The sequence below is a fragment of the Brevibacillus sp. HD3.3A genome (assembly GCF_013284375.2).
Classification (GTDB): domain Bacteria; phylum Bacillota; class Bacilli; order Brevibacillales; family Brevibacillaceae; genus Brevibacillus; species Brevibacillus parabrevis.
In genome coordinates, this window is sequence record NZ_CP085874.1 from 2,790,686 (window position 1) to 2,808,986 (window position 18,301).

Below are 18,301 nucleotides of genomic sequence, written 5' to 3' on the forward strand. Positions count from 1 at the left end.
AAGAAAAGTAGATTGGTACAGGGATGGTGTTCACTTTTGGGTAACGTGGATTTTGCGAGCCTGCCTTGGAATGTGTTTTGGGTCGGCATTTCCTATTTTTTGGTAACGGGTGTGTTTTTCTGTGTAGGCTTTATGCGTTTGCTCTCCCAACGGGTGCGCAGCGGCATCGTCTGTATGGCCATTGCCGTCATTAGTGGGGGATTTTTCCTGAACTATTTGTTTACTCATCACATTTAATAGACGATCCCATGCGGGCCTGATATGTAGCGGACATCCTTTTTTGATATCCAGGACAAAAGTAGAGCTGACGGTGGAAATTCCCCGTCGGCTTTTTTTGTCTGCAAACGGGAAGATGAAGCTTTCCGCCTGTCTTTTGCCGCGTTTTTCTGCCCGGAAAAAATCGGGAAGGAATGTAAACAATTTGTAACGCGTTTTTACTGTTTTGCGTCTTATAATCAGGTTACAAGAAGTTGCCGGACACGACGCAAGACGACAGAAAAACATGACCGGGCAATTTTTTTAGGTCGATCAGAAGGAAGCCCATTTCCAGTCGGCCAAAAGGCAGGCCAGGCTCCTTTCATGCAAAAAGGAAAGCCGAGTGTGCCGAAAAAATCCAAGGAAGGAAAGAGGGGAAACAGCCATACATAAGAAGAAGGAGCACATTTCACAGGAAAAACGTTGGGCACCACATCCTGAATACGGGCAATGATGATTGGAACAATTCATTTTCCATAAAGATAATGAACGAGACCAACCCCCGTTTTCTTCAGCGGACCAAAGAAACCAGGGGTTTTTGCATTCATAAAGCACGCAATTCCCGATGTGTAATGACTGCCCCCGTCAACTCATGAACAAAACAGAACGGAAATTAAAGGGGAGAATGCAGATGAACTGCATGGCGAGCACGGTAAGCAAGAAGCAAGCAAGGAATGTTACGAATGGCAAGGATCTGACGAACACACGCAAGGAAGTACGGACTCGCCAAACAACAAGCAGAGGAGGCCGCCAGCATGCCTGAACCGATCAAGGCTGCCCACAGCCGCTACATGCCCGGGATCGACGGGCTTAGGGCTCTGGCGGTACTCGCAGTCATTATTTATCACCTGAATTACAATTGGGCGCCAGGAGGACTCCTTGGAGTCGGCATCTTTTTCGTCCTCTCTGGTTACCTGATTACCGATTTGCTGATTGCCCAGTGGAGCAGAAACGGGCGATTGGATATGAAAGACTTCTGGCTGCGCAGGGCCAGACGGCTTTTACCGGCATTGCTGTTGCTTCTGGTGGTGGTTGTCGCCAGTGTCGCGCTGTTTTCGCCCGAGCAGATGGGGCGCTTGCGCGGAGACGTCTGGGCCGCTCTTTTCTACGTCAGCAACTGGTGGCTGGTCTTTTCCGAAGTATCGTACTTCGAGAAGTTCGGTCCGCCTTCGCCGCTTGGACATCTGTGGTCTTTGGCGGTAGAAGAGCAGTTTTACCTGATTTGGCCGCTCTTGGTCGCGCTCGGACTTTCCTTGATCAAGCGCCGCGGCCCGCTCGTGATTTTGACGCTCGGCCTGGCAGCCGTTTCCGCCGTGTTGATGGCTGTCATGTATGAACCGGGAGAGGACCCGAGCCGGATTTACTACGGGACGGATACGCGGGTATTCGCTCTGTTGATCGGGGCCGCCCTGGCGATGATGTGGCCGAGTCGCAAGCTGTCCACAACTATCTCCGGCAAAGCGCGGGCCACGCTGGATGTGATCGGATGCGTGAGCCTGGCGATTTTGCTCTTGGCGATCTGGAAGACAAACCAGTACGACGATTTTCTGTATCAGGGCGGACTTGTCCTGTTGTCGATTGTCAGTGCGATACTGGTAGCTGTGCTGGCTCACCCGGCAAGCTCGTTGGCAAAATGGATGGGCTGCAAGCCGCTCAAGTGGCTCGGCGTGCGCTCGTACGGCATTTATTTGTGGCACTACCCGGTGATTGTGCTCACCAGCCCGACTGCTGCGGCTGAGGAAAGCGGGGCGTTCGCCGTGTTGCGGGCGTGTCTGCAAGTGTTGGCGTGCATCGTGCTCGCAGCCCTGTCGTGGAAGTACATGGAGGAGCCGATTCGTCACGGCGCTTTGGGAAAACTGTGGGCGAAGCTCGGCACAAGCAAGCAGCAGGGCGCTCCCAAGCGTTCCAAAAAGATTCTCGCCTCAGGCTGCGCCTTCGCACTGGCTGTGCTCTACTTCGGGGTGGCATCGCTGACCTCCGGAGCGACAGCGGGAGACACGTCTGCCATGCAAAAACTTGCGGAAGCGTCAGCAGCGGCCGAAAATTCGGGACAAAAAGACCATTCACAAGAGCAAGACGTGGATGCCAAGCCGCACGGCCCGCAAGTACCGGTGACACAGAAAAAGCCGGAACCAACACAAAAGCCGAGCACGCAAACCGCGACGAAACCGAAAACCGAGTCAAAACCGAACGCTGGAAAGCCTGCCCAAGGCGGAACGGCTCCCGCAAAAAATCAGGACAATTCCGCTGCTTCCAAACAGCCAAAAGCATCAGAGGAGCCTGATGTTGCCGCTACTTCCGGAAAAGGAATTACCGCCATCGGCGATTCGGTCATGCTCGATATCGAGCCGTACTTGGCGAAGCTGTTGCCAGGCATCGTCATTGACGGCAAGGTAGGCAGACAAATGGCGCAAGCGCCCGATGTCATCAAGGCGCTGCGAGCGAAGGGACAGCTTGGCAGCCGGGTCATTATCGAACTGGGAACGAATGGCTCGTTCAGCAAGGGGCAGCTCGACAAGCTGTTGAAGGCGCTGGATGGCGTTGACCAGGTCATTTTGATCAATACGCGTGTGCCGCGACCGTGGGAGAGCGTCGTCAACGAGACGTTGGCAGAGGTGGCAGCTGCCCATCCGAACATGACGCTGATCGATTGGCATTCCGCGAGTGCCGGAAAAAATACGTATTTTTACAAGGACGGCGTGCATCTCAACTCGGAAGGCGCGCGGGCGTATGCTTTGCTCGTCGCGAAAACTTTTGCTCCGGTAAAAGCCGAAAAGCCAGCCAACGAGGCAACACCAGCGCCAGCGCCAGCACCGAAGGCGGAGGAGAGCCAAAAGCCAGCTTCGGACGAAAACAAACAGGAGACTGCCGCTCCAAAAGAAGCACAAGATACACAGGAATAAAGCAGGAGCCTGTAGGCAGGTCCGTCATCCGAAAGGGGAGCGGGCCTGTTTTTTTGTCGTTACGTCACCGATCAGGGGAGCATGGACAAGGAAAAGGGAAAAGCTTCGGGGCACCGGAGCGGTTGTGTACGCGCGGCGGATCGCGCTATGCTAGAGGGAACGAAAGAAACGGTTGCGACTAACAAACAGGTGGAATGCTTTTATGCCGATACAAAAATGGAGTGTGCTGGACCTGGCGCCGATTTATGAGGGCGTTGATCCTGCTTGCGCCTTGAAGCAAGCAGTCTTGCTCGCGCAAACTGCCGAGCAGCTCGGGTATTGCCGTTATTGGGTTGCCGAGCATCACGACATGCCCGGACTGGCTTCGTCCACACCGGAAGTTTTGCTCGCCCATATCGGGGCGCAGACGCATCGTATCCGAATCGGGTCGGGAGCGGTGCTGCTGCCTCATTACAAGCCTTACAAAGTGGCCGAGGCGTTTCACTTGCTGGCTACCTTGTATCCGGGGCGAATCGATCTGGGCGTGGGCCGCGCTCCGGGAGGCTCTGCTCATGCGACGCTTGCGTTGAACGACCGTTTTTTGCAGGACGTTGGCCGCATGCCGGAGCTGGTGCAACAGTTGGCTGCCTTGCTGCGTCAGGAGTTTACCGTAGAGGGCGAGTCTGTGGTGGCTCGCCCGATCCCGCCGCTGCCGCCCAAGCTGTGGCTTTTGGGCACGAATCAAAAAAGCGCGGGCTACGCCGCAGAAAACGGGGCCGGATACGTCTACGGCCTGTTCATGAGCGAAGCGGAGGGGGAGGAAGTCGTTGCTGCCTACAGGCGAGACTACAAGCCGTCCGTTCATCAGCCAAATCCGGAGGTAATCGTCGCCGTAGGGGTTATTTGCGCGGAAACGTTGGAAGAAGCAACCGCCTGTGTCCGGTTGAGCCAAAAAGCTTTCCGCAGGCCGCCAATTGTGGGCGATCCGTCGCATGTTCGCGAAAAGCTGGAAGAAATTGCGTGGCGCTATCAGGCAGAGGAAATCATGGTCATTACCGACTTCCCCGATTACGCCAGGAGACTGCGTTCGTACGAGCTAATCGCCAATTCCGTGTTTGACCGTGGTTCGTCAGGATGTGGAAAGACATAAATTAGTTCAGAGTATAGCGCATCTTCACATGGACTTTTTCGGGCTTCTCATGTACGATTGCATACGTGATTCTATCATGTAACGGGTGAAAGAAGGAAAAACAATGATTCGGTCGTACTTGTTGTTGCTTTTTTGTGTGACGCTGTGGGGGAGTAACTTTGTGTTCGGGAGCATGCTCGTCAAAGAATTTCCACCGCTTTTTCTGGCTGATGTCCGGTTGCTGTTCACGTCGCTGTTTCTCGTCCTGTACGCGTGGGTGACGAAAAAGTTCGTGAAAATCAAGCTGCGTGAGCTGGGACTGCTCGTTTTGCTCGGGCTTGTCGGTACATTGGCAAACCAAACCGCTTATTTCAATGGCCTGTTGACGACTGACGCCACGACCGCCTCGCTGATTTTGTCGCTGGCTCCGATTGTGACAGCGGTTTTGGCCTCGATGTTTTTAAAGGAGCAGTTTACGCTGCGCATGAAAATCGGTTCGGGGATCGCGCTGCTCGGCACCTTTTTCGTCGTCGGGATCGGAGCGGGCCTGTCGATCTCCAAAGGAGTGCTGCTGATTGTCATTGCGATGGTGACTTTCTCGGCGTCGATGATCATCATTCGCAAGCTGACGCAGACGATGCAGCCGTTTATTACGACGGTGTATTCGACGACAGTAGGGACGCTGTTTTTGACGCCTGCGGCCTTGCTGACGCTCGACTCCTCGGCGCACATCAGCCATGAAGCGTGGGCGTGGGGCATGCTGATCGTCACGGCTATCCTCATGCAAGGGGTTTGCGGGATCGTTTGGAACTCGCAACTGCAAATCGTCGGGACGGGCAAAGCGGCGATTTTCCTCAATTTGCAGCCGTTCGTCGCGATGCTGGTCGGCTTTTTGCTGCTCGGCTCGCAAGTCACCGCGATTCAGGCGGGCGGTTCCCTGCTGATTGTCGCAGGGGTGGTCGTCGCCAGCATGCGGAAAAAGCAATCGGTTCAGACGGCGGCAGCACAGCGGATGGCAGATGGCCCGAATCGCTGCAACGTTTAGAATGTTGTGCGCCACACAAAAAAACCAGTCCGACACGGCACTTCCGAGTGCGTCGTGTCTGCGACTGGTTTTTTTTGCGTAAAAAACGAAACGGCTTGCTGTTTTTTCTGAAAAGGGAGGTGGCCGCCTGCGCAGGGCGACGTGTTCGTGCCTGTTTGGTATGATGGCGCAGGCCACCATGGCGTTGCCCGTATGGTTTGCTGGCGCAAGGTGGACATGTCAGATGGCAGGCGTTACGGACTTTCGGACAAAGCGGGGAGCACGCGGTATATTTTGCGTGGCCGCCCGCGGTTGGTCGGCGTCTCCTCGCCAATTTGCTCGATGACGTTGTGCTCCGCCAAATCGCTTAAAATTCGCCGGGCATTGCGCGGTGTCATGCCCATCCATTCCGCCATCTCCGCTGCGCTGATATAGTTTTGGCCCAAAGCTTTTTGCACCGAGATAATTTTGTTCAGCGTCGTGATGCTGACGCCCGCCTTTTTCAGCCCCTCGCTGATCTCCTTGTCTTCTGTCCAATATTCGTAGCTGATGCTTTTCGCCTGGCGCAGCGGGCCTTCGATCGAGCCGTCGTGGTCGACGAGGACAGCGGCGTTCCCGTGTTTCTTCGCATGCACGAGAGCCAGTTGCGCATTGCGTTCTGCCGCCAGAGCAGAGACGCCGAACCCGATGCCCATATTGGCCGAAGAGCTGGTGAGCAGCATGATTTTTTCCAGCAGGGTAGTGGGGTGAAACGCCGGATTGTCCTCAAAAGAGCCGCGAGTCGAAAACAAAATGAACTTGTAATTGCCCAAGGAGACAAAGCTGCCGGAAATCGACTCGGCATAATCGAGCACAAGCTCTTGCAGCTTGAGATCGAGGCGACGCAAATCGTAAGCGTTTGCAGGCTCGCTGGCGAGCTTCTCCACTTCTGATACTTCGAGCAGCTGAACGGCGATTTGCGAGCGCTTGAAGTGCAAAGTCTCGCCTTCCTGCAAAATTTGCTTGAAAATCTCGCGGAACGTCAAGCGGGTGAACCCCATCCGATACACCTGGATGCCTTGGCGTTGCAATTCTTCGGTGACAGAGAGCATCCCGGTGACGCAAGCGTCTACTTTTCCTTCCCGCACGAGCGCGGTATGGTAAGCCACCAAATGGTTGGTCAGGCGAAATTCCTGGTACGGATTGAGAAAAGGCTGGTCGCATTGCAGGCCAAGCTCTTCCAGCGTCTCGCGGAAATGCATTTCGGACACCGTATCGAAGCTGACACGATCAAGTGACAGGCCATCGCGGTATACCAATTCCAAAAGAACTTTCGTAAGCACGCTGGCGTTGATCTGCGGATAAAAAGCTTTCTGCTTTTGCAAATGCTGTCTAGCCATGGAATAAGGGCCAATCCCGGAGAAAAACCAGATGTCTACATCCATTTCGTTTTCTGCGACAATGGTGGCGGCTTCCTCCGCACGCTGGTATATAAACGGAATGAGCACGATGCGGTCTGCGAACTCTCGCCCGACCCTTTTCATTAATTCCACGGAATCTTTTGGACCAACTATGCCGACTCGTATGATCATTATGTCCTCCAACTAAACGGTAAAGTACGGGTTTACTCTATTCGTCGCGAAGCGGATCGATCCTCTTTTCGGCATCATAGTATGTTTTGATTTCTTATGCAAATGCCATATATCGCCGGTGAGAGAAAAGGAAATCCAACAGGCAACGAAAAAGTGTTTAAGGGATGTTTTAGGGAAAAATTCCGTATTAGGGTAGTTTACTATGGAACCGGCATCATTTCAATTGTTGCAAAAATAGTCAGTAAAATAAAAAATCAGAATTGACATTAAATACAGACAGGTCTATATTGTTGATTTAAGGAATGTTTTAGGTTAATTTCCGTTAAAGAAAAACAGCGGGCGAAGCATACGTCGTTTTTGCAAGCCTGGATAGGGGGGATAAGTAAAACATGGCGCGTTATCTGCTAAAAAGAATTTTGATGATGATCGTGACCTTGTGGATTATCGTGACGCTGACCTTTTCGCTGATGCATATGATCCCGGGCGATCCGTTTGCATCCGAATCCGATCAACTGCCGGAGCAAATTTTGCTGAATTTGCGCGCCAAGTACCATTTGGATGAGCCACTGCCGATGCAGTATTTGTCTTATCTGAAAAGTTTGGCGATGCTTGACCTGGGGCCTTCGATCAAGTCTGAGACGCGCGGCGTCAACGATATGATCAAGGACGGTTTTGGCTCATCAGCGCTGATCGGGATGCAGGCAATCGCTGTCGCACTTTTTTTTGGACTTATATTCGGAATAATTGCGGCATTAAACCGAAATACCTGGATTGATTACATGGCAATGGTCATGGCGGTGTTGGGAATTGCTGTACCAAGCTTCATTATGGCGCCGCTGCTCATCAACTATTTGGCGATCAAGCTGCCGCTGTTTCCGGTTGCGACGCTCGCCAGCTGGAAGCACTCCGTGTTGCCGTCGCTTGCGCTCGCTTTCGGGCCGCTCGCGATCATCACTCGCTACATGCGGACGAGCATGATCGAGGTCATGAATCAGAACTACATACGGACTGCCGAGGCAAAAGGGATTCCGACTTTTCTGATCGTGGTCAGACACGGCATTCGCAATGCGATTCTTCCAGTCGTCACTTTTCTCGGGCCGCTGGTTGCGGGATTGCTGACAGGAACGTTTGTCGTCGAGAAAATTTTCGCCGTCCCTGGCGTCGGCAAATATTTCGTCGATGGCATTTTCAACCGCGACTATCCGGTTATTTTGGGAACGACCGTCTTTTACAGCGCGATTCTCGTACTGATCATTTTCTTGATTGACCTGGCTTATATGTTCATTGATCCACGCATCAAATTGTCGGGAAGGGGGAGGTAGCCAATGGCGGCAGAACAATCAGCGAATGAGCTGTTTCGACCAAGATCACAAAAAACAGACGGACAAGTCGTCGCGATGCGGCCGAGCCTGACTCATTTTCAGCAAGTGACCCGCAAGCTGGTCCGCAACAAGCTCGCCATGGTTGGCTTTACCCTCATCGTACTGATGGTGCTCATGGCGCTCATCGGGCCGCATCTGGTGCCGTACAGCTATTCGGATCAGAGCCTTTTGACAGCCAATCAGGAACTTTCCGCCGAGCACTGGTTTGGGACGGACGAGCTTGGACGCGACATGTTTTCCCGTACGTGGTACGGAGCGCGCATCTCGCTCATCATCGGAATTACGGCGGCACTGATCGACCTGGTGATCGGCGTTACCGTCGGAGGAATTGCCGGATATATGGCAGGCCGGGGAAAACGCGGCGATCGGATCGATACGATCATCATGCGTCTGATTGAAGTGTTGTACGGACTGCCGTACTTGCTCGTCGTGATCATGCTGATGGTTGTCATGGAGCCGGGGATCGTGACGATTATTATCGCCTTGTCGGCCACAGGCTGGACAGGGATGGCCCGTCTCGTACGCGGGCAGATTTTGCAGCTGAAAAACCAGGAGTTCATCATGGCTGCACAGGTGCTCGGGGCAAAATTTCCGCGCATTCTGCTGCGCCACCTGATTCCGAACACGATTGGCGTCATTATTGTCAACCTGACTTTCACGATACCGTCTGCGATTTTTGCCGAGTCGTTTCTGAGCTTCCTCGGCTTGGGCGTCCAGGCTCCCATCGCAAGCTGGGGGACGATGACCAACGATGCGTTAGGCGTGATTTTGACAGGCGACTGGTGGAGACTGTTCTTCCCGGCCCTGATGATCTCGCTGACCATGTTCGCCTTCAACGTTTTTGGCGATGGCTTGCAGGACGCACTCGACCCGCGGATTCGTGAGTAACCGCGCCCAAGGATAGGAGGAACCAGACATGACAGAGCATTTGCTGCAAGTAGAAAACCTCCGCGTTCATTTCAAAACGTACGGGGGAGAAGTACAGGCGGTCAGGGGTGTCACGTTTCACGTCGATCGTGGCGAGACGCTGGCTGTGGTCGGAGAGAGCGGCTGTGGCAAGAGCGTGACCGCCCAGGCGATCATGGGGCTGATCCCGAATCCGCCGGGCCGGATCGTCGACGGACAGATTCGTTTTGACGGACAAGACATTACCCGACTGAGCAAAAAAGAACTGCTTTCGCTGCGGGGAACCGAGATCGGGATGGTGTTTCAAGACCCGATGACAGCGCTGAATCCGACGATGAAGGTCGGAACGCAGATCGTCGAAGGCTTTGTGCGGACTCACCACGTCTCGAAGGAGGAAGCGCGCAAAAAAGCGATGGAAATGCTGCGGCTGGTCGGCATTCCCGATCCGGAAAAACGGGTGGATCAATACCCGCATGAATTTTCCGGCGGAATGCGGCAGCGCGTGGTCATCGCGATTGCGCTGGCGAACAATCCGAAGCTGGTGATTGCCGACGAACCGACAACCGCCCTCGATGTGACGATTCAGGCGCAAATTTTGGACTTGCTGAAAGAACTGCAAGAAAAGCAACAGCTTTCCATTGTCATGATCACGCACGATCTGGGGGTCGTAGCTGAAATCGCTCACCGCGCTGTCGTGATGTACGCGGGAATCGTCGTGGAGACGGGAAAAGTCGAAGATATTTTCAAGAGTCCCAAGCATCCGTACACGTGGGGCCTGATGCGCTCGATGCCGCGAATTGACGGCGAAGAAAAAGAGCGGCTGGTGCCGATTGACGGATCGCCGCCAGATTTGTTCCACCCGCCAAAAGGCTGTCCGTTTGCAGCGCGTTGCCAGTTTGCCATGGATATTTGCGAGCAGCAAATGCCAGAGGCAACCGTGTTCGAAAATGCGCACCAGGCGGCATGCTGGCTGCATGATCCGCGGGCGCCGAAGCTGGATGAACTCGTGGCGGCAGGGAGGCAGACGTAGATGAGAGACACTTTAATAGAAGTAACAGGGTTAAAGAAACACTTCGAGATCGGCAACGGCATCCAGCTCAAGGCGGTGGATGGAGTCACGTTTACGATCAATCGGGGGGAAACGCTCGGGCTGGTGGGTGAAAGCGGCTGTGGCAAATCTACGCTCGGCAGGACGATGATTCGCCTGTACGACCGTACAGATGGAGAAGTGTTGTTCAAGGGCAAAAATGTGCATCAGCTGAAAGGCAAAGACTCTGCGCAGTTCAACCGCGACGTGCAGATGATCTTCCAGGACCCGCAGGCCAGTCTCAACCCGCGCATGACGGTGTTGGACATTATCGCCGAAGGGCTGGACATTCACGGCTTTCCTCGCAAAGATCGCGCAGACCGCGTCAAGGAGCTGTTGGAGCTGGTGGGCCTCTCCAAGCAGCATGCGAGCCGGTTCCCGCACGAATTTTCCGGCGGGCAGCGGCAGCGGATCGGCATCGCACGCGCTCTTGCCGTCGAACCGGAATTTATTATCGCCGATGAGCCGATCTCTGCGCTCGACGTCTCGATTCAGGCGCAGGTCGTCAATTTGCTTGAAGATTTGCAACAGGACAAAGGGCTGACGTATTTGTTCATCGCCCACGACCTGTCCATGGTCAAGCATATCTCCACGAAAATTGGCGTCATGTATTTAGGAAAAATGGTGGAAATGGCCGACAGCTTCGAGCTGTACGCCAAACCGCTGCATCCTTATACACAAGCATTGCTGTCTTCCATCCCGATTCCCGATCCTACGATCAAGCGGGAGCGGATCATTTTGCAAGGCGATTTGCCCAGCCCGGCCAACGCTCCGAGCGGCTGCGTCTTCCGGACGCGTTGCCCGAAAGCAACGGCGCAGTGCGCCGAGCAGGTGCCGGAATGGATGGAAGCAGCGCCCAATCACTGGGTCGCCTGCCATCTCTACAGGTAGTACGATTTTATATCTTTATATACAGGGGGAACCATTGTGAAGAAATTAGCTGCATTTGCCCTGTCCGTCTCGCTCGTAGTACCAGCGCTTGCTGGCTGCGGCGGAAGCTCAGGGACAGCAACGAACAACCCGGGTACGGCGTCCAGCACTCCTGCTGCTGCCGTCAAACAAGAAGTCGTATTCAACGCCAAGTCCGAACCACCCGATTTGAATCCGCTCACTTCGACGGATACGACATCGTTCTGGATCATGGATCACTTGGGCGAAGGCTTGTACACGAAAGACAAAGAAGGCAATCCGGTTCTCGGGGTAGCCAAAGAAGTGAAGCTGTCTGACGACAAGCTCAAGTACACCTTTACTTTGCGCGACGATGCCAAATGGACAAACGGCGAGCCTGTAACCGCAGAAGATTTCGCCTATACGTTCATGAAGCATATCGATCCGGCGACAGCCTCTACGACAGCGTATCTCCTCTATTATATTAAGGGAGCAGAAGCGTACAACAAAGGAACAGGCAAAGCAGAAGACGTCGGAATCAAGGCTCTCGATGCGAAAACATTGGAAATCGAACTGGTAGCTCCAACTTCTTACTTTGACAAGATGCTTGCTACCCGCTACTGGCACCCGATCAACAAAAAGCAGGCGGAAGCCGATCCGAAATGGGCAGCCAATGCCGAGACGTATATTTCCAACGGTGCTTACAAGCTCGTTTCCTGGAAGCATGACTCCGAACTGGTGATTGAAAAGAACGAGAATTATTGGAACAAGGACGACGTAAAAATGGAGAAGATCACCTGGAAAATGGTGAACGATGCCACAACGTCCTACCAGATGTACAAGAGCGGAGAGCTTGATTTCAACAAAGAGATGCCATCTGACATTCTCGCTCAGGAAAAATCAAGCCCTGACTACAAATCCGTTCCTTACTACGGCACGTACATGTACATGTTCAACGTGACGAAAGAGCCGTTCACCAACAAAAAAGTGCGCCGTGCATTCGCTATGGCGATCGATCGCAAAGCACTGACCGAAATGGTGAGCCAAGGCGGCGAAACTCCGGCTTACTCCATGGTGCCGCGCGGAGCGATTACGCCAACAGGCAAAGACTTCCGCGAAGAAGGCGGCGACTACTTCAAGGAAGATCCGGCGGAAGCGAAAAAACTGCTGGCGGAAGGCATGCAGGAAGCAGGCTGGTCTACGCTGCCTGAAGTAACACTTATGTACAACACCGATGAAAGCCACAAAAAAATAGCCCAAGCCCTCCAGGAAATGCTGAAGAAAAACTTGGGTGTAGATGTGAAGCTGACCAACCAAGAGTGGAAAGTATACCTCGATACAACGAGACAAAAGAACTACCAAATGGGCCGCATGGGCTGGGTAGGTCAAATCAGCGATCCGGCGTTCAACCTCGATTACTACTTGGGTGACAGCCCGAACAACCGTACAGGCTGGGTAAACAAAGAGTACGACGACCTGAACATGGCAGCAAAAGTGGAGCAAGATCCGAACAAGCGCATGGAACTGTTGCACAAAGCAGAGGCTGTTTTGATGGAAGAAATGCCGTTCATCCCGATCTACCACTATCAACAAAACTATCTAGTAAAACCAGGTTTGGAAGGATTGACGTATCCGGTCAATGCATTCCCAAGCGCACGCTGGGCAACGAAAAAATAGAAAAAAGAGGAGTCTCTCCTCTTTTTTCCCTTTTCACACGGAACAGTCAGCTGCTTTTGGCTGTTCTTGGCGATTCGTCAACCATGAATCACTATACATACACTTCTTGATGACGAGGAAAGGGTGATGGCACATGATTATGGACTATTTGCAAGTCAAGTCGGCCTATCAGCTGAAAGTGGTGCCGAAAACGAACGAGCTGACTTTTTTGACGAAGCTCACAGGCATTGCCCAGGTGTGGAGTTGGGATGAGCAAACTGCGAGCGTACGTCAGGTGACTTCTTTGCCTGACCGGGTTGTCGAGTTCGCCCATTCTCCATGCGGGACGAAGACCGTTGTCGGCATGGACAACAAAGGAGACGAGCGCCAGCAGTTTTTTTTGCTGAAAGAGGGTGGAGCAGTCGTCAAGCCATTGACGGATGTGCCCGAATTTTTCCATTACTTCGGCGGCTGGTCGCCTTGCAGCGAGAAAATTGCCTGGTCGAGCAACCGTCGCGAGCCACGCTGCTTCGATATTTTTGTGCAGGACGTAGAGAGCGGCCAGTACGAAGAAGTGTACCGTCATGACGGGCGCTGCGATCCGATTGCCTGGCTGCCGAACGGCACAGGGCTGATTTTCAGCGTACAGGAAACGAATATCGACAATGCCTTGTACCTGTTGGATTTGCAGACCAGACAAGCCCGGAAGCTGCCGATTTGCAGCAAGCAAGCGCGCTTTCACTCGTTGCAGTTGACCCGTGACGGACAACACGGCTACATCGTGACCGATCGCGATGACAACGCGATGGCGCTTTGCCGCTTTGCGCTGGATGGCGCCGAACTGGAAAAGCTCGTCCAGATCGACAAGTGGGACGTGGAGGAAGCGAAACTTTCGCACAGCGAGGAAGTGCTTGCTTTCGCCATCAATGAAGGCGGGCGTTCGGCGCTCGGCTTTTACTCTTTGACCGAGCAGCGTCAAGTAATGGCAGAGAACATCCCGGGTGGCGTCATCAGCGGACTCGCGTTCCGCTCGGATGAACAGCTTGCCTTTGCCCTGAAAAGCCCGACATTGCCCGGCGACATCTGGACGTATTCGCTTGCGGAAAAATCGAGTGAGCGCGTGACTTATGTTGGCGTGGCAAAAGAAATTCAAGACAGTCTCGTGGAGCCAGAGCTGTGCAGCTTCCATTCTTTTGACGGGCTGGAGGTGCCGTATTTTCTCTACAGCAAAAACCATTCCGGCAAAAGTCCGGTTGTCGTCTACGTCCACGGCGGGCCGGAGAGCCAGATTCGCGCAGAGTACCACCCGGTCTTTCAATATTTGGTCAACCAGGGCTTCACGGTAGTGGCACCGAACGTGCGCGGCAGCATGGGCTATGGCCGTACGTACGTGCAACTCGACGATCGCCGCAAGCGGATGGACTCTGTCGCCGACCTCGCCTGGCTGGTCAAAGACTTGTCGCAAAAGGAAACGGTCGATCCGCAGGCAATCGGGATTATGGGCCGCAGCTACGGCGGTTTCATGGTGCTTGCCGCCCTCACCCATTACCCGGATTTGTGGGCAGCCGGAGTCGATATCGTCGGCATCTCGCATTTTGGCACCTTCCTGAAAAACACGGGAGAGTGGCGGAGAAAGCTGCGTGAAGTCGAATACGGCTACTTGGGCGAGGACGACGATTTCTTCGAACAAATCGCGCCGCTGAATCACTCTGCCAAAATCAAGGCACCGTTGCTCGTCTTTCACGGGCGTAACGATACCCGGGTCCCTGTCAGCGAGGCGGAGCAGCTTGTGGCAGACATGCAAGGCCGGGGGCAACAGGTGGCTTTGCACGTTTTCGAAGACGAAGGCCACTTTACCGAAAAACTGGACAACCACATCACGCTGAATCAGGGCATTACCCGCTTTTTCCTGGAGCATTTGAAAACGGTCCACAGTGAAAAGGAGTGAGTGACAAATGAACAGCCAAAAAAGAAAAGTCGCAGCAGAAGATTTGTATCAACTGACGTACGCAAGCGACCCGCAGCTTTCCCCGCAGGGAGATGCGGTTGTTTACGTGAAGACGATGATCGACGAAGAGCGGGCGTATCGCAACCACTTGTTCGTCCGCGACTTGCAGACAGGAGAAACGGTGCAACTGACGAGCGGTGCTGTGCGTGACACGTATCCGCGCTGGTCGCCGGATGGTACGCGCATCTCTTTCGTCTCCAAGCGTTCCGGGACAGCACAAGTTTGGCTGATTGACGCCAAAGGTGGCGAGCCGCGCCAGTTGACGCACTGCAAAACAGGGGTGAGCACTCCGCTCTGGTCGCCGGATGGACAGCTTATCGTCTTTTCTTCCTTGATGGATCGCGGCGAGACGTTTGACGATCAGAAAGGCGAAGCAAAAGAAGCAGTCGTGCCGAAAGTAATCCATGTCGAGCGGATGAAATACAAATCGGACGATTACGGCTATTTGTACGAAAAAACACGGCAACTCGCCCTCGTGCATGTGGAAACGGGAGAAGTAAAAGCGCTGACAGACGGGCCTTACCATCATACGATCGGCTCCTGGTCGCCGGACGGAAAATGGCTGGCGATCACAGCCAACCGCAACGAAAATCCTGACATGCTGCACACGGTCGACGTGTATTTGCTGCCGACAGCGGGAGGAGAATGGAAGAAGCTGACGAGCAGTAACGGGACATTTTCTCACCCGACCTGGTCTGCTGACAGCCAAAAGCTCGCGTTCATCGGCAGCTTGGCGGACGGAATTTACTTGAACGCAACGCAAAAGCGAGTATGGACATGCGATCTCGAAAGCGGCGAGCTGACTTGCGTGACCGCTGAGTGGGACGTGCAAATCGGCGATTCGACGATTGGCGATGTGCGCTCGCCGGGCCACCCGACTCCAGGAGCGGTCTGGACGGAGGACGGAACCGCGTTGTACGTGATTGTAAGCGAGCGCGGCAATTCCGGCATTTACCGCGTAGCTCTGGACGGACAAAAAGAGCACATCGTCAGCGGCAACCGCAACGTGTACGGATTCACGATTGACGAGCAAAAGCAGACGCTGATCGCAGCGATCAGTGATCCGCTCATTCCGGGAGACTTGTATCACTTCAACCTGGAAACGAAGGCAGAGCAACGTTTGACCGAACTGAACCGCGACTTTTTTGCGAATGTGGAGCTGGCTGTGCCGGAAGAAATCGAATTTGCAGCGCAAGACGGCTGGAAGGTGCACGGCTGGATGCTGAAACCAGTTGGCTACAAGCCAGGTGAAAAATACCCGCTCGTCTTGCAAATCCACGGCGGGCCGCACTCCATGTACGGCAATACGTTTTTCCACGAGTTTCAGATTTTGGCGGCAAAAGGCTACGCGGTGCTTTACACCAATCCGCGCGGCAGCTACGGGTACGGCGAGCGCTTCATGCAGGCGTGCTGCGGAGATTACGGCGGCAAAGACTATCTCGACCTGATGAGCGCAGTCGACTACGCGTGCCAGCAGTTTGATTTCGTGGACGAGTCCCGCCTGGGAGTGGCAGGCGGAAGCTACGGCGGCCTGATGACCAACTGGATTGTAGGGCAGACGAACAGATTCCGTGCAGGTGTGACGGACCGTAGCATTTGCAACTGGGTGAGCTTTTACGGCGTGAGCGACATCGGCTACTACTTCAGCGTCGAAGAAATTCAGGCCAATCCGTTCACCAATCCGGAGAAAATGTGGCAACATTCGCCGATTCGTCTGGTCGCAAACATCGAGACGCCGCTTCTGATCATGCACGGGGAACAGGATCACCGCTGCCCGATCGAGCAGGCTGAACAGCTGTACATCACGCTCAAACACCAAGGCAAGGCACCCGTGTCCTTCATTCGCTTCCCCGGAGCCGGACATGAGCTGTCCCGCAGCGGAGATCCCGAGCAGCGCGTGCTGAGATTGCAGTATACAGAGGACTGGTTCGCGACGTATATGGAGCCAAAAGTGCCAAGCTTGCAGCAGTAGTAGTCGTATCGATGCCAAATCCAAATCCGCCAAAGAGCGCTCACGAGGAGGAACGAAAGATGAACAAGGAACAAGTATTGGGCTGCGTACAGGAGATACTCCCGGAGGCGATTGACCGCCTGAAGCAATACTTGAGTTACCCCACCGTTTCTGCCCAGCACAAAGCGATTCCGGAAACAGTCGACTACGTCGTGCAGATGATCCACGAGGCTGGCGGCGAGACGAAGGTGCTCGACGATCTTGGCGGCAACCCCGTCGTCTATGCTTTTTTTGCAGCAGGCAGCAATGGCGATGCCAGCAAGACGCTGCTCTACTACAACCATTACGATGTTCAGCCGCCGGAACCGTTCAACGAGTGGCATACCGAGCCGTTCACGCCGACTGTGATCGACGGCAAGCTGTTCGCACGCGGCGCAGCCGACAACAAAGGCGACCTGGTAGCGCGGCTGAGCGCGATCAAAATTTTGCAAAAGCAGGGCGGCTTGCCGTGCAACATCAAGTTCCTGATCGAAGGGGAAGAGGAGATCGGCAGTCCGAACCTGGAACCGTATTTGCGCCAATATAAAGACCTGTTTGCAGCGGATGCGTGCATTTGGGAATTTGGCGGAAAAGACGAATCCGAGCGCATCAGCATGGTTGCCGGAATCAAAGGCATGGCGTATTTGGAACTGACCTGCACAGGCGCGGACATCGACATGCACTCTTCTGTCGGCGCTTATGTAGACAACGCAGCATGGCGTCTGGTACAAGCACTGGCGACGATGAAAAATGAGCAAAACGAAATTTTGGTCGAAGGCTTTTTCGACGGCATCGAAGAACCGACAGCAGATGAAAAGAAAGTCGTGTCCGAGCTGCCGTTCAGCGAGGAAGCGACGGCAGAACTGTACGGCTTGAAACGCCCGCTGATCACGAAGGCAAAAGGCGTGGACCCGCGCGAGGCGATGGTGTTCCACCCGACGATGACGATTTGCGGACTGGACAGCGGGTATACCGGAGAAGGCGCGAAGACGGTGCTGCCGAAAAACGCCAGAGCCAAAGTGGATTGCCGTCTCGTGCCGGGACAAGACCCGCAGCACATCTTGCGTTGCATCGAGGCGCATCTGAAGAAGCATGGCTACGACGACATTACGGTGACGATGATCAACGGGCAAAAAGCGTACCGCTCCGATTTCCACCATCCGTTCGTTGCCCATGTGCTGGATACCGCCCGCGTCATCTACGAGAACGAGCCTGTTCTCGCACCGAACTCGGCAGGGACAGGCCCGATGTACATTTTCGGCGAGCAGCTTAAGCTTCCGGTTGTCAGTACGGGAGTAGGCTGGGTCGGTTGCAAGGTGCACGCGCCGAACGAGTCGATTCGCCTGAAAGATTTCGAGGAAGGAATCGCCCACATGGTTGTGATGCTTTCCGGATTTGCCCAGGCGCTTTCCCTGACCAAATAAATGCTCTGCCAACAAGGACCTCGACACGATGCGGGGTCTTTTTTTCGGTTAACTGTTTTTGCGGCAGCTACGGAGTGGACTTTCATTTTGCAAAACATG

General features: G+C 54.1%; 13 protein-coding genes. 11 read left to right on the plus strand and 2 right to left on the minus strand.

Going from position 1 to position 18,301, the window contains the following annotated elements:
- Nucleotides 1-30 precede the first annotated feature (30 nt).
- Nucleotides 31-420, minus strand: a complete 390-nt coding sequence (locus tag HP435_RS13785; protein WP_173598739.1) for a hypothetical protein — start codon at nucleotides 418-420, stop codon at nucleotides 31-33.
- Between the two features lie 590 nt (nucleotides 421-1,010).
- Here HP435_RS13785 and HP435_RS13790 point away from each other — a divergent pair.
- The 3 genes from HP435_RS13790 to HP435_RS13800 all read left to right on the plus strand — a co-directional run bounded on the left by HP435_RS13790 (nucleotide 1,011) and on the right by HP435_RS13800 (nucleotide 5,311).
- A complete protein-coding gene (locus HP435_RS13790) occupies nucleotides 1,011-3,158 on the plus strand; it encodes an acyltransferase family protein (protein WP_122963390.1) in 2,148 nt (715 codons plus the stop codon).
- A gap of 202 nt (nucleotides 3,159-3,360) precedes the next feature.
- On the plus strand, nucleotides 3,361-4,287 hold the full coding sequence (locus tag HP435_RS13795) for an MsnO8 family LLM class oxidoreductase (protein WP_122963389.1): 927 nt from the start codon (nucleotides 3,361-3,363) through the stop codon (nucleotides 4,285-4,287).
- 103 nt (nucleotides 4,288-4,390) lie between these two features.
- A complete protein-coding gene (locus tag HP435_RS13800; protein WP_122963388.1) occupies nucleotides 4,391-5,311 on the plus strand; it encodes a DMT family transporter in 921 nt (306 codons plus the stop codon).
- A 233-nt stretch (nucleotides 5,312-5,544) separates the two neighbouring features.
- Here the strand turns inward: HP435_RS13800 and HP435_RS13805 are convergent, their stop codons facing one another.
- Nucleotides 5,545-6,861 (minus strand): helix-turn-helix domain-containing protein, encoded by a 1,317-nt coding sequence (locus tag HP435_RS13805; RefSeq protein ID WP_217364883.1) that lies wholly within the window; start codon nucleotides 6,859-6,861, stop codon nucleotides 5,545-5,547.
- Nucleotides 6,862-7,250: 389 nt separating this feature from the next.
- Between HP435_RS13805 and HP435_RS13810 the strand changes: the two genes are divergently transcribed.
- From HP435_RS13810 to HP435_RS13845, 8 genes are all read left to right on the plus strand, one after another.
- Nucleotides 7,251-8,183 (plus strand): ABC transporter permease, encoded by a 933-nt coding sequence (locus HP435_RS13810; RefSeq protein WP_122963387.1) that lies wholly within the window; start codon nucleotides 7,251-7,253, stop codon nucleotides 8,181-8,183.
- 3 nt (nucleotides 8,184-8,186) lie between these two features.
- Complete coding sequence (locus HP435_RS13815) at nucleotides 8,187-9,131, plus strand: ABC transporter permease (protein WP_063228298.1); 945 nt, start codon at nucleotides 8,187-8,189, stop codon at nucleotides 9,129-9,131.
- Between the two features lie 28 nt (nucleotides 9,132-9,159).
- Complete coding sequence (locus tag HP435_RS13820) at nucleotides 9,160-10,179, plus strand: ABC transporter ATP-binding protein (protein ID WP_173595904.1); 1,020 nt, start codon at nucleotides 9,160-9,162, stop codon at nucleotides 10,177-10,179.
- Complete coding sequence (locus tag HP435_RS13825; RefSeq protein ID WP_122963385.1) at nucleotides 10,180-11,127, plus strand: ABC transporter ATP-binding protein; 948 nt, start codon at nucleotides 10,180-10,182, stop codon at nucleotides 11,125-11,127. It abuts the gene before it with no gap.
- A gap of 36 nt (nucleotides 11,128-11,163) precedes the next feature.
- Nucleotides 11,164-12,801 carry a peptide ABC transporter substrate-binding protein gene (locus HP435_RS13830; protein ID WP_173595905.1) on the plus strand — a complete coding sequence of 546 codons (1,638 nt, stop codon included), beginning with the start codon at nucleotides 11,164-11,166 and terminating at the stop codon, nucleotides 12,799-12,801.
- A 133-nt stretch (nucleotides 12,802-12,934) separates the two neighbouring features.
- Nucleotides 12,935-14,728 (plus strand): S9 family peptidase, encoded by a 1,794-nt coding sequence (locus HP435_RS13835; RefSeq protein WP_173598740.1) that lies wholly within the window; start codon nucleotides 12,935-12,937, stop codon nucleotides 14,726-14,728.
- A gap of 7 nt (nucleotides 14,729-14,735) precedes the next feature.
- The gene (locus tag HP435_RS13840; protein ID WP_173598741.1) at nucleotides 14,736-16,760 is read left to right on the plus strand and encodes a S9 family peptidase; all 2,025 of its coding nucleotides are present in this window, start codon (nucleotides 14,736-14,738) and stop codon (nucleotides 16,758-16,760) included.
- A 59-nt stretch (nucleotides 16,761-16,819) separates the two neighbouring features.
- Complete coding sequence (locus HP435_RS13845; RefSeq protein WP_173598742.1) at nucleotides 16,820-18,202, plus strand: M20/M25/M40 family metallo-hydrolase; 1,383 nt, start codon at nucleotides 16,820-16,822, stop codon at nucleotides 18,200-18,202.
- Nucleotides 18,203-18,301: the final 99 nt, after the last annotated feature.

Coding starts and splice junctions, on each gene's coding strand:
- HP435_RS13820 (WP_173595904.1), top strand. CDS start 9,160: ATGACAGAGCATTTGCTGCAAGTAGAAAACCTCCGCGTTCATTTCAAA.
- HP435_RS13800 (WP_122963388.1), top strand. CDS start 4,391: ATGATTCGGTCGTACTTGTTGTTGCTTTTTTGTGTGACGCTGTGGGGG.
- HP435_RS13795 (WP_122963389.1), top strand. CDS start 3,361: ATGCCGATACAAAAATGGAGTGTGCTGGACCTGGCGCCGATTTATGAG.
- HP435_RS13840 (WP_173598741.1), top strand. CDS start 14,736: ATGAACAGCCAAAAAAGAAAAGTCGCAGCAGAAGATTTGTATCAACTG.
- HP435_RS13835 (WP_173598740.1), top strand. CDS start 12,935: ATGATTATGGACTATTTGCAAGTCAAGTCGGCCTATCAGCTGAAAGTG.
- HP435_RS13845 (WP_173598742.1), top strand. CDS start 16,820: ATGAACAAGGAACAAGTATTGGGCTGCGTACAGGAGATACTCCCGGAG.
- HP435_RS13810 (WP_122963387.1), top strand. CDS start 7,251: ATGGCGCGTTATCTGCTAAAAAGAATTTTGATGATGATCGTGACCTTG.
- HP435_RS13790 (WP_122963390.1), top strand. CDS start 1,011: ATGCCTGAACCGATCAAGGCTGCCCACAGCCGCTACATGCCCGGGATC.
- HP435_RS13805 (WP_217364883.1), bottom strand. CDS start 6,861: ATGATCATACGAGTCGGCATAGTTGGTCCAAAAGATTCCGTGGAATTA.
- HP435_RS13815 (WP_063228298.1), top strand. CDS start 8,187: ATGGCGGCAGAACAATCAGCGAATGAGCTGTTTCGACCAAGATCACAA.
- HP435_RS13825 (WP_122963385.1), top strand. CDS start 10,180: ATGAGAGACACTTTAATAGAAGTAACAGGGTTAAAGAAACACTTCGAG.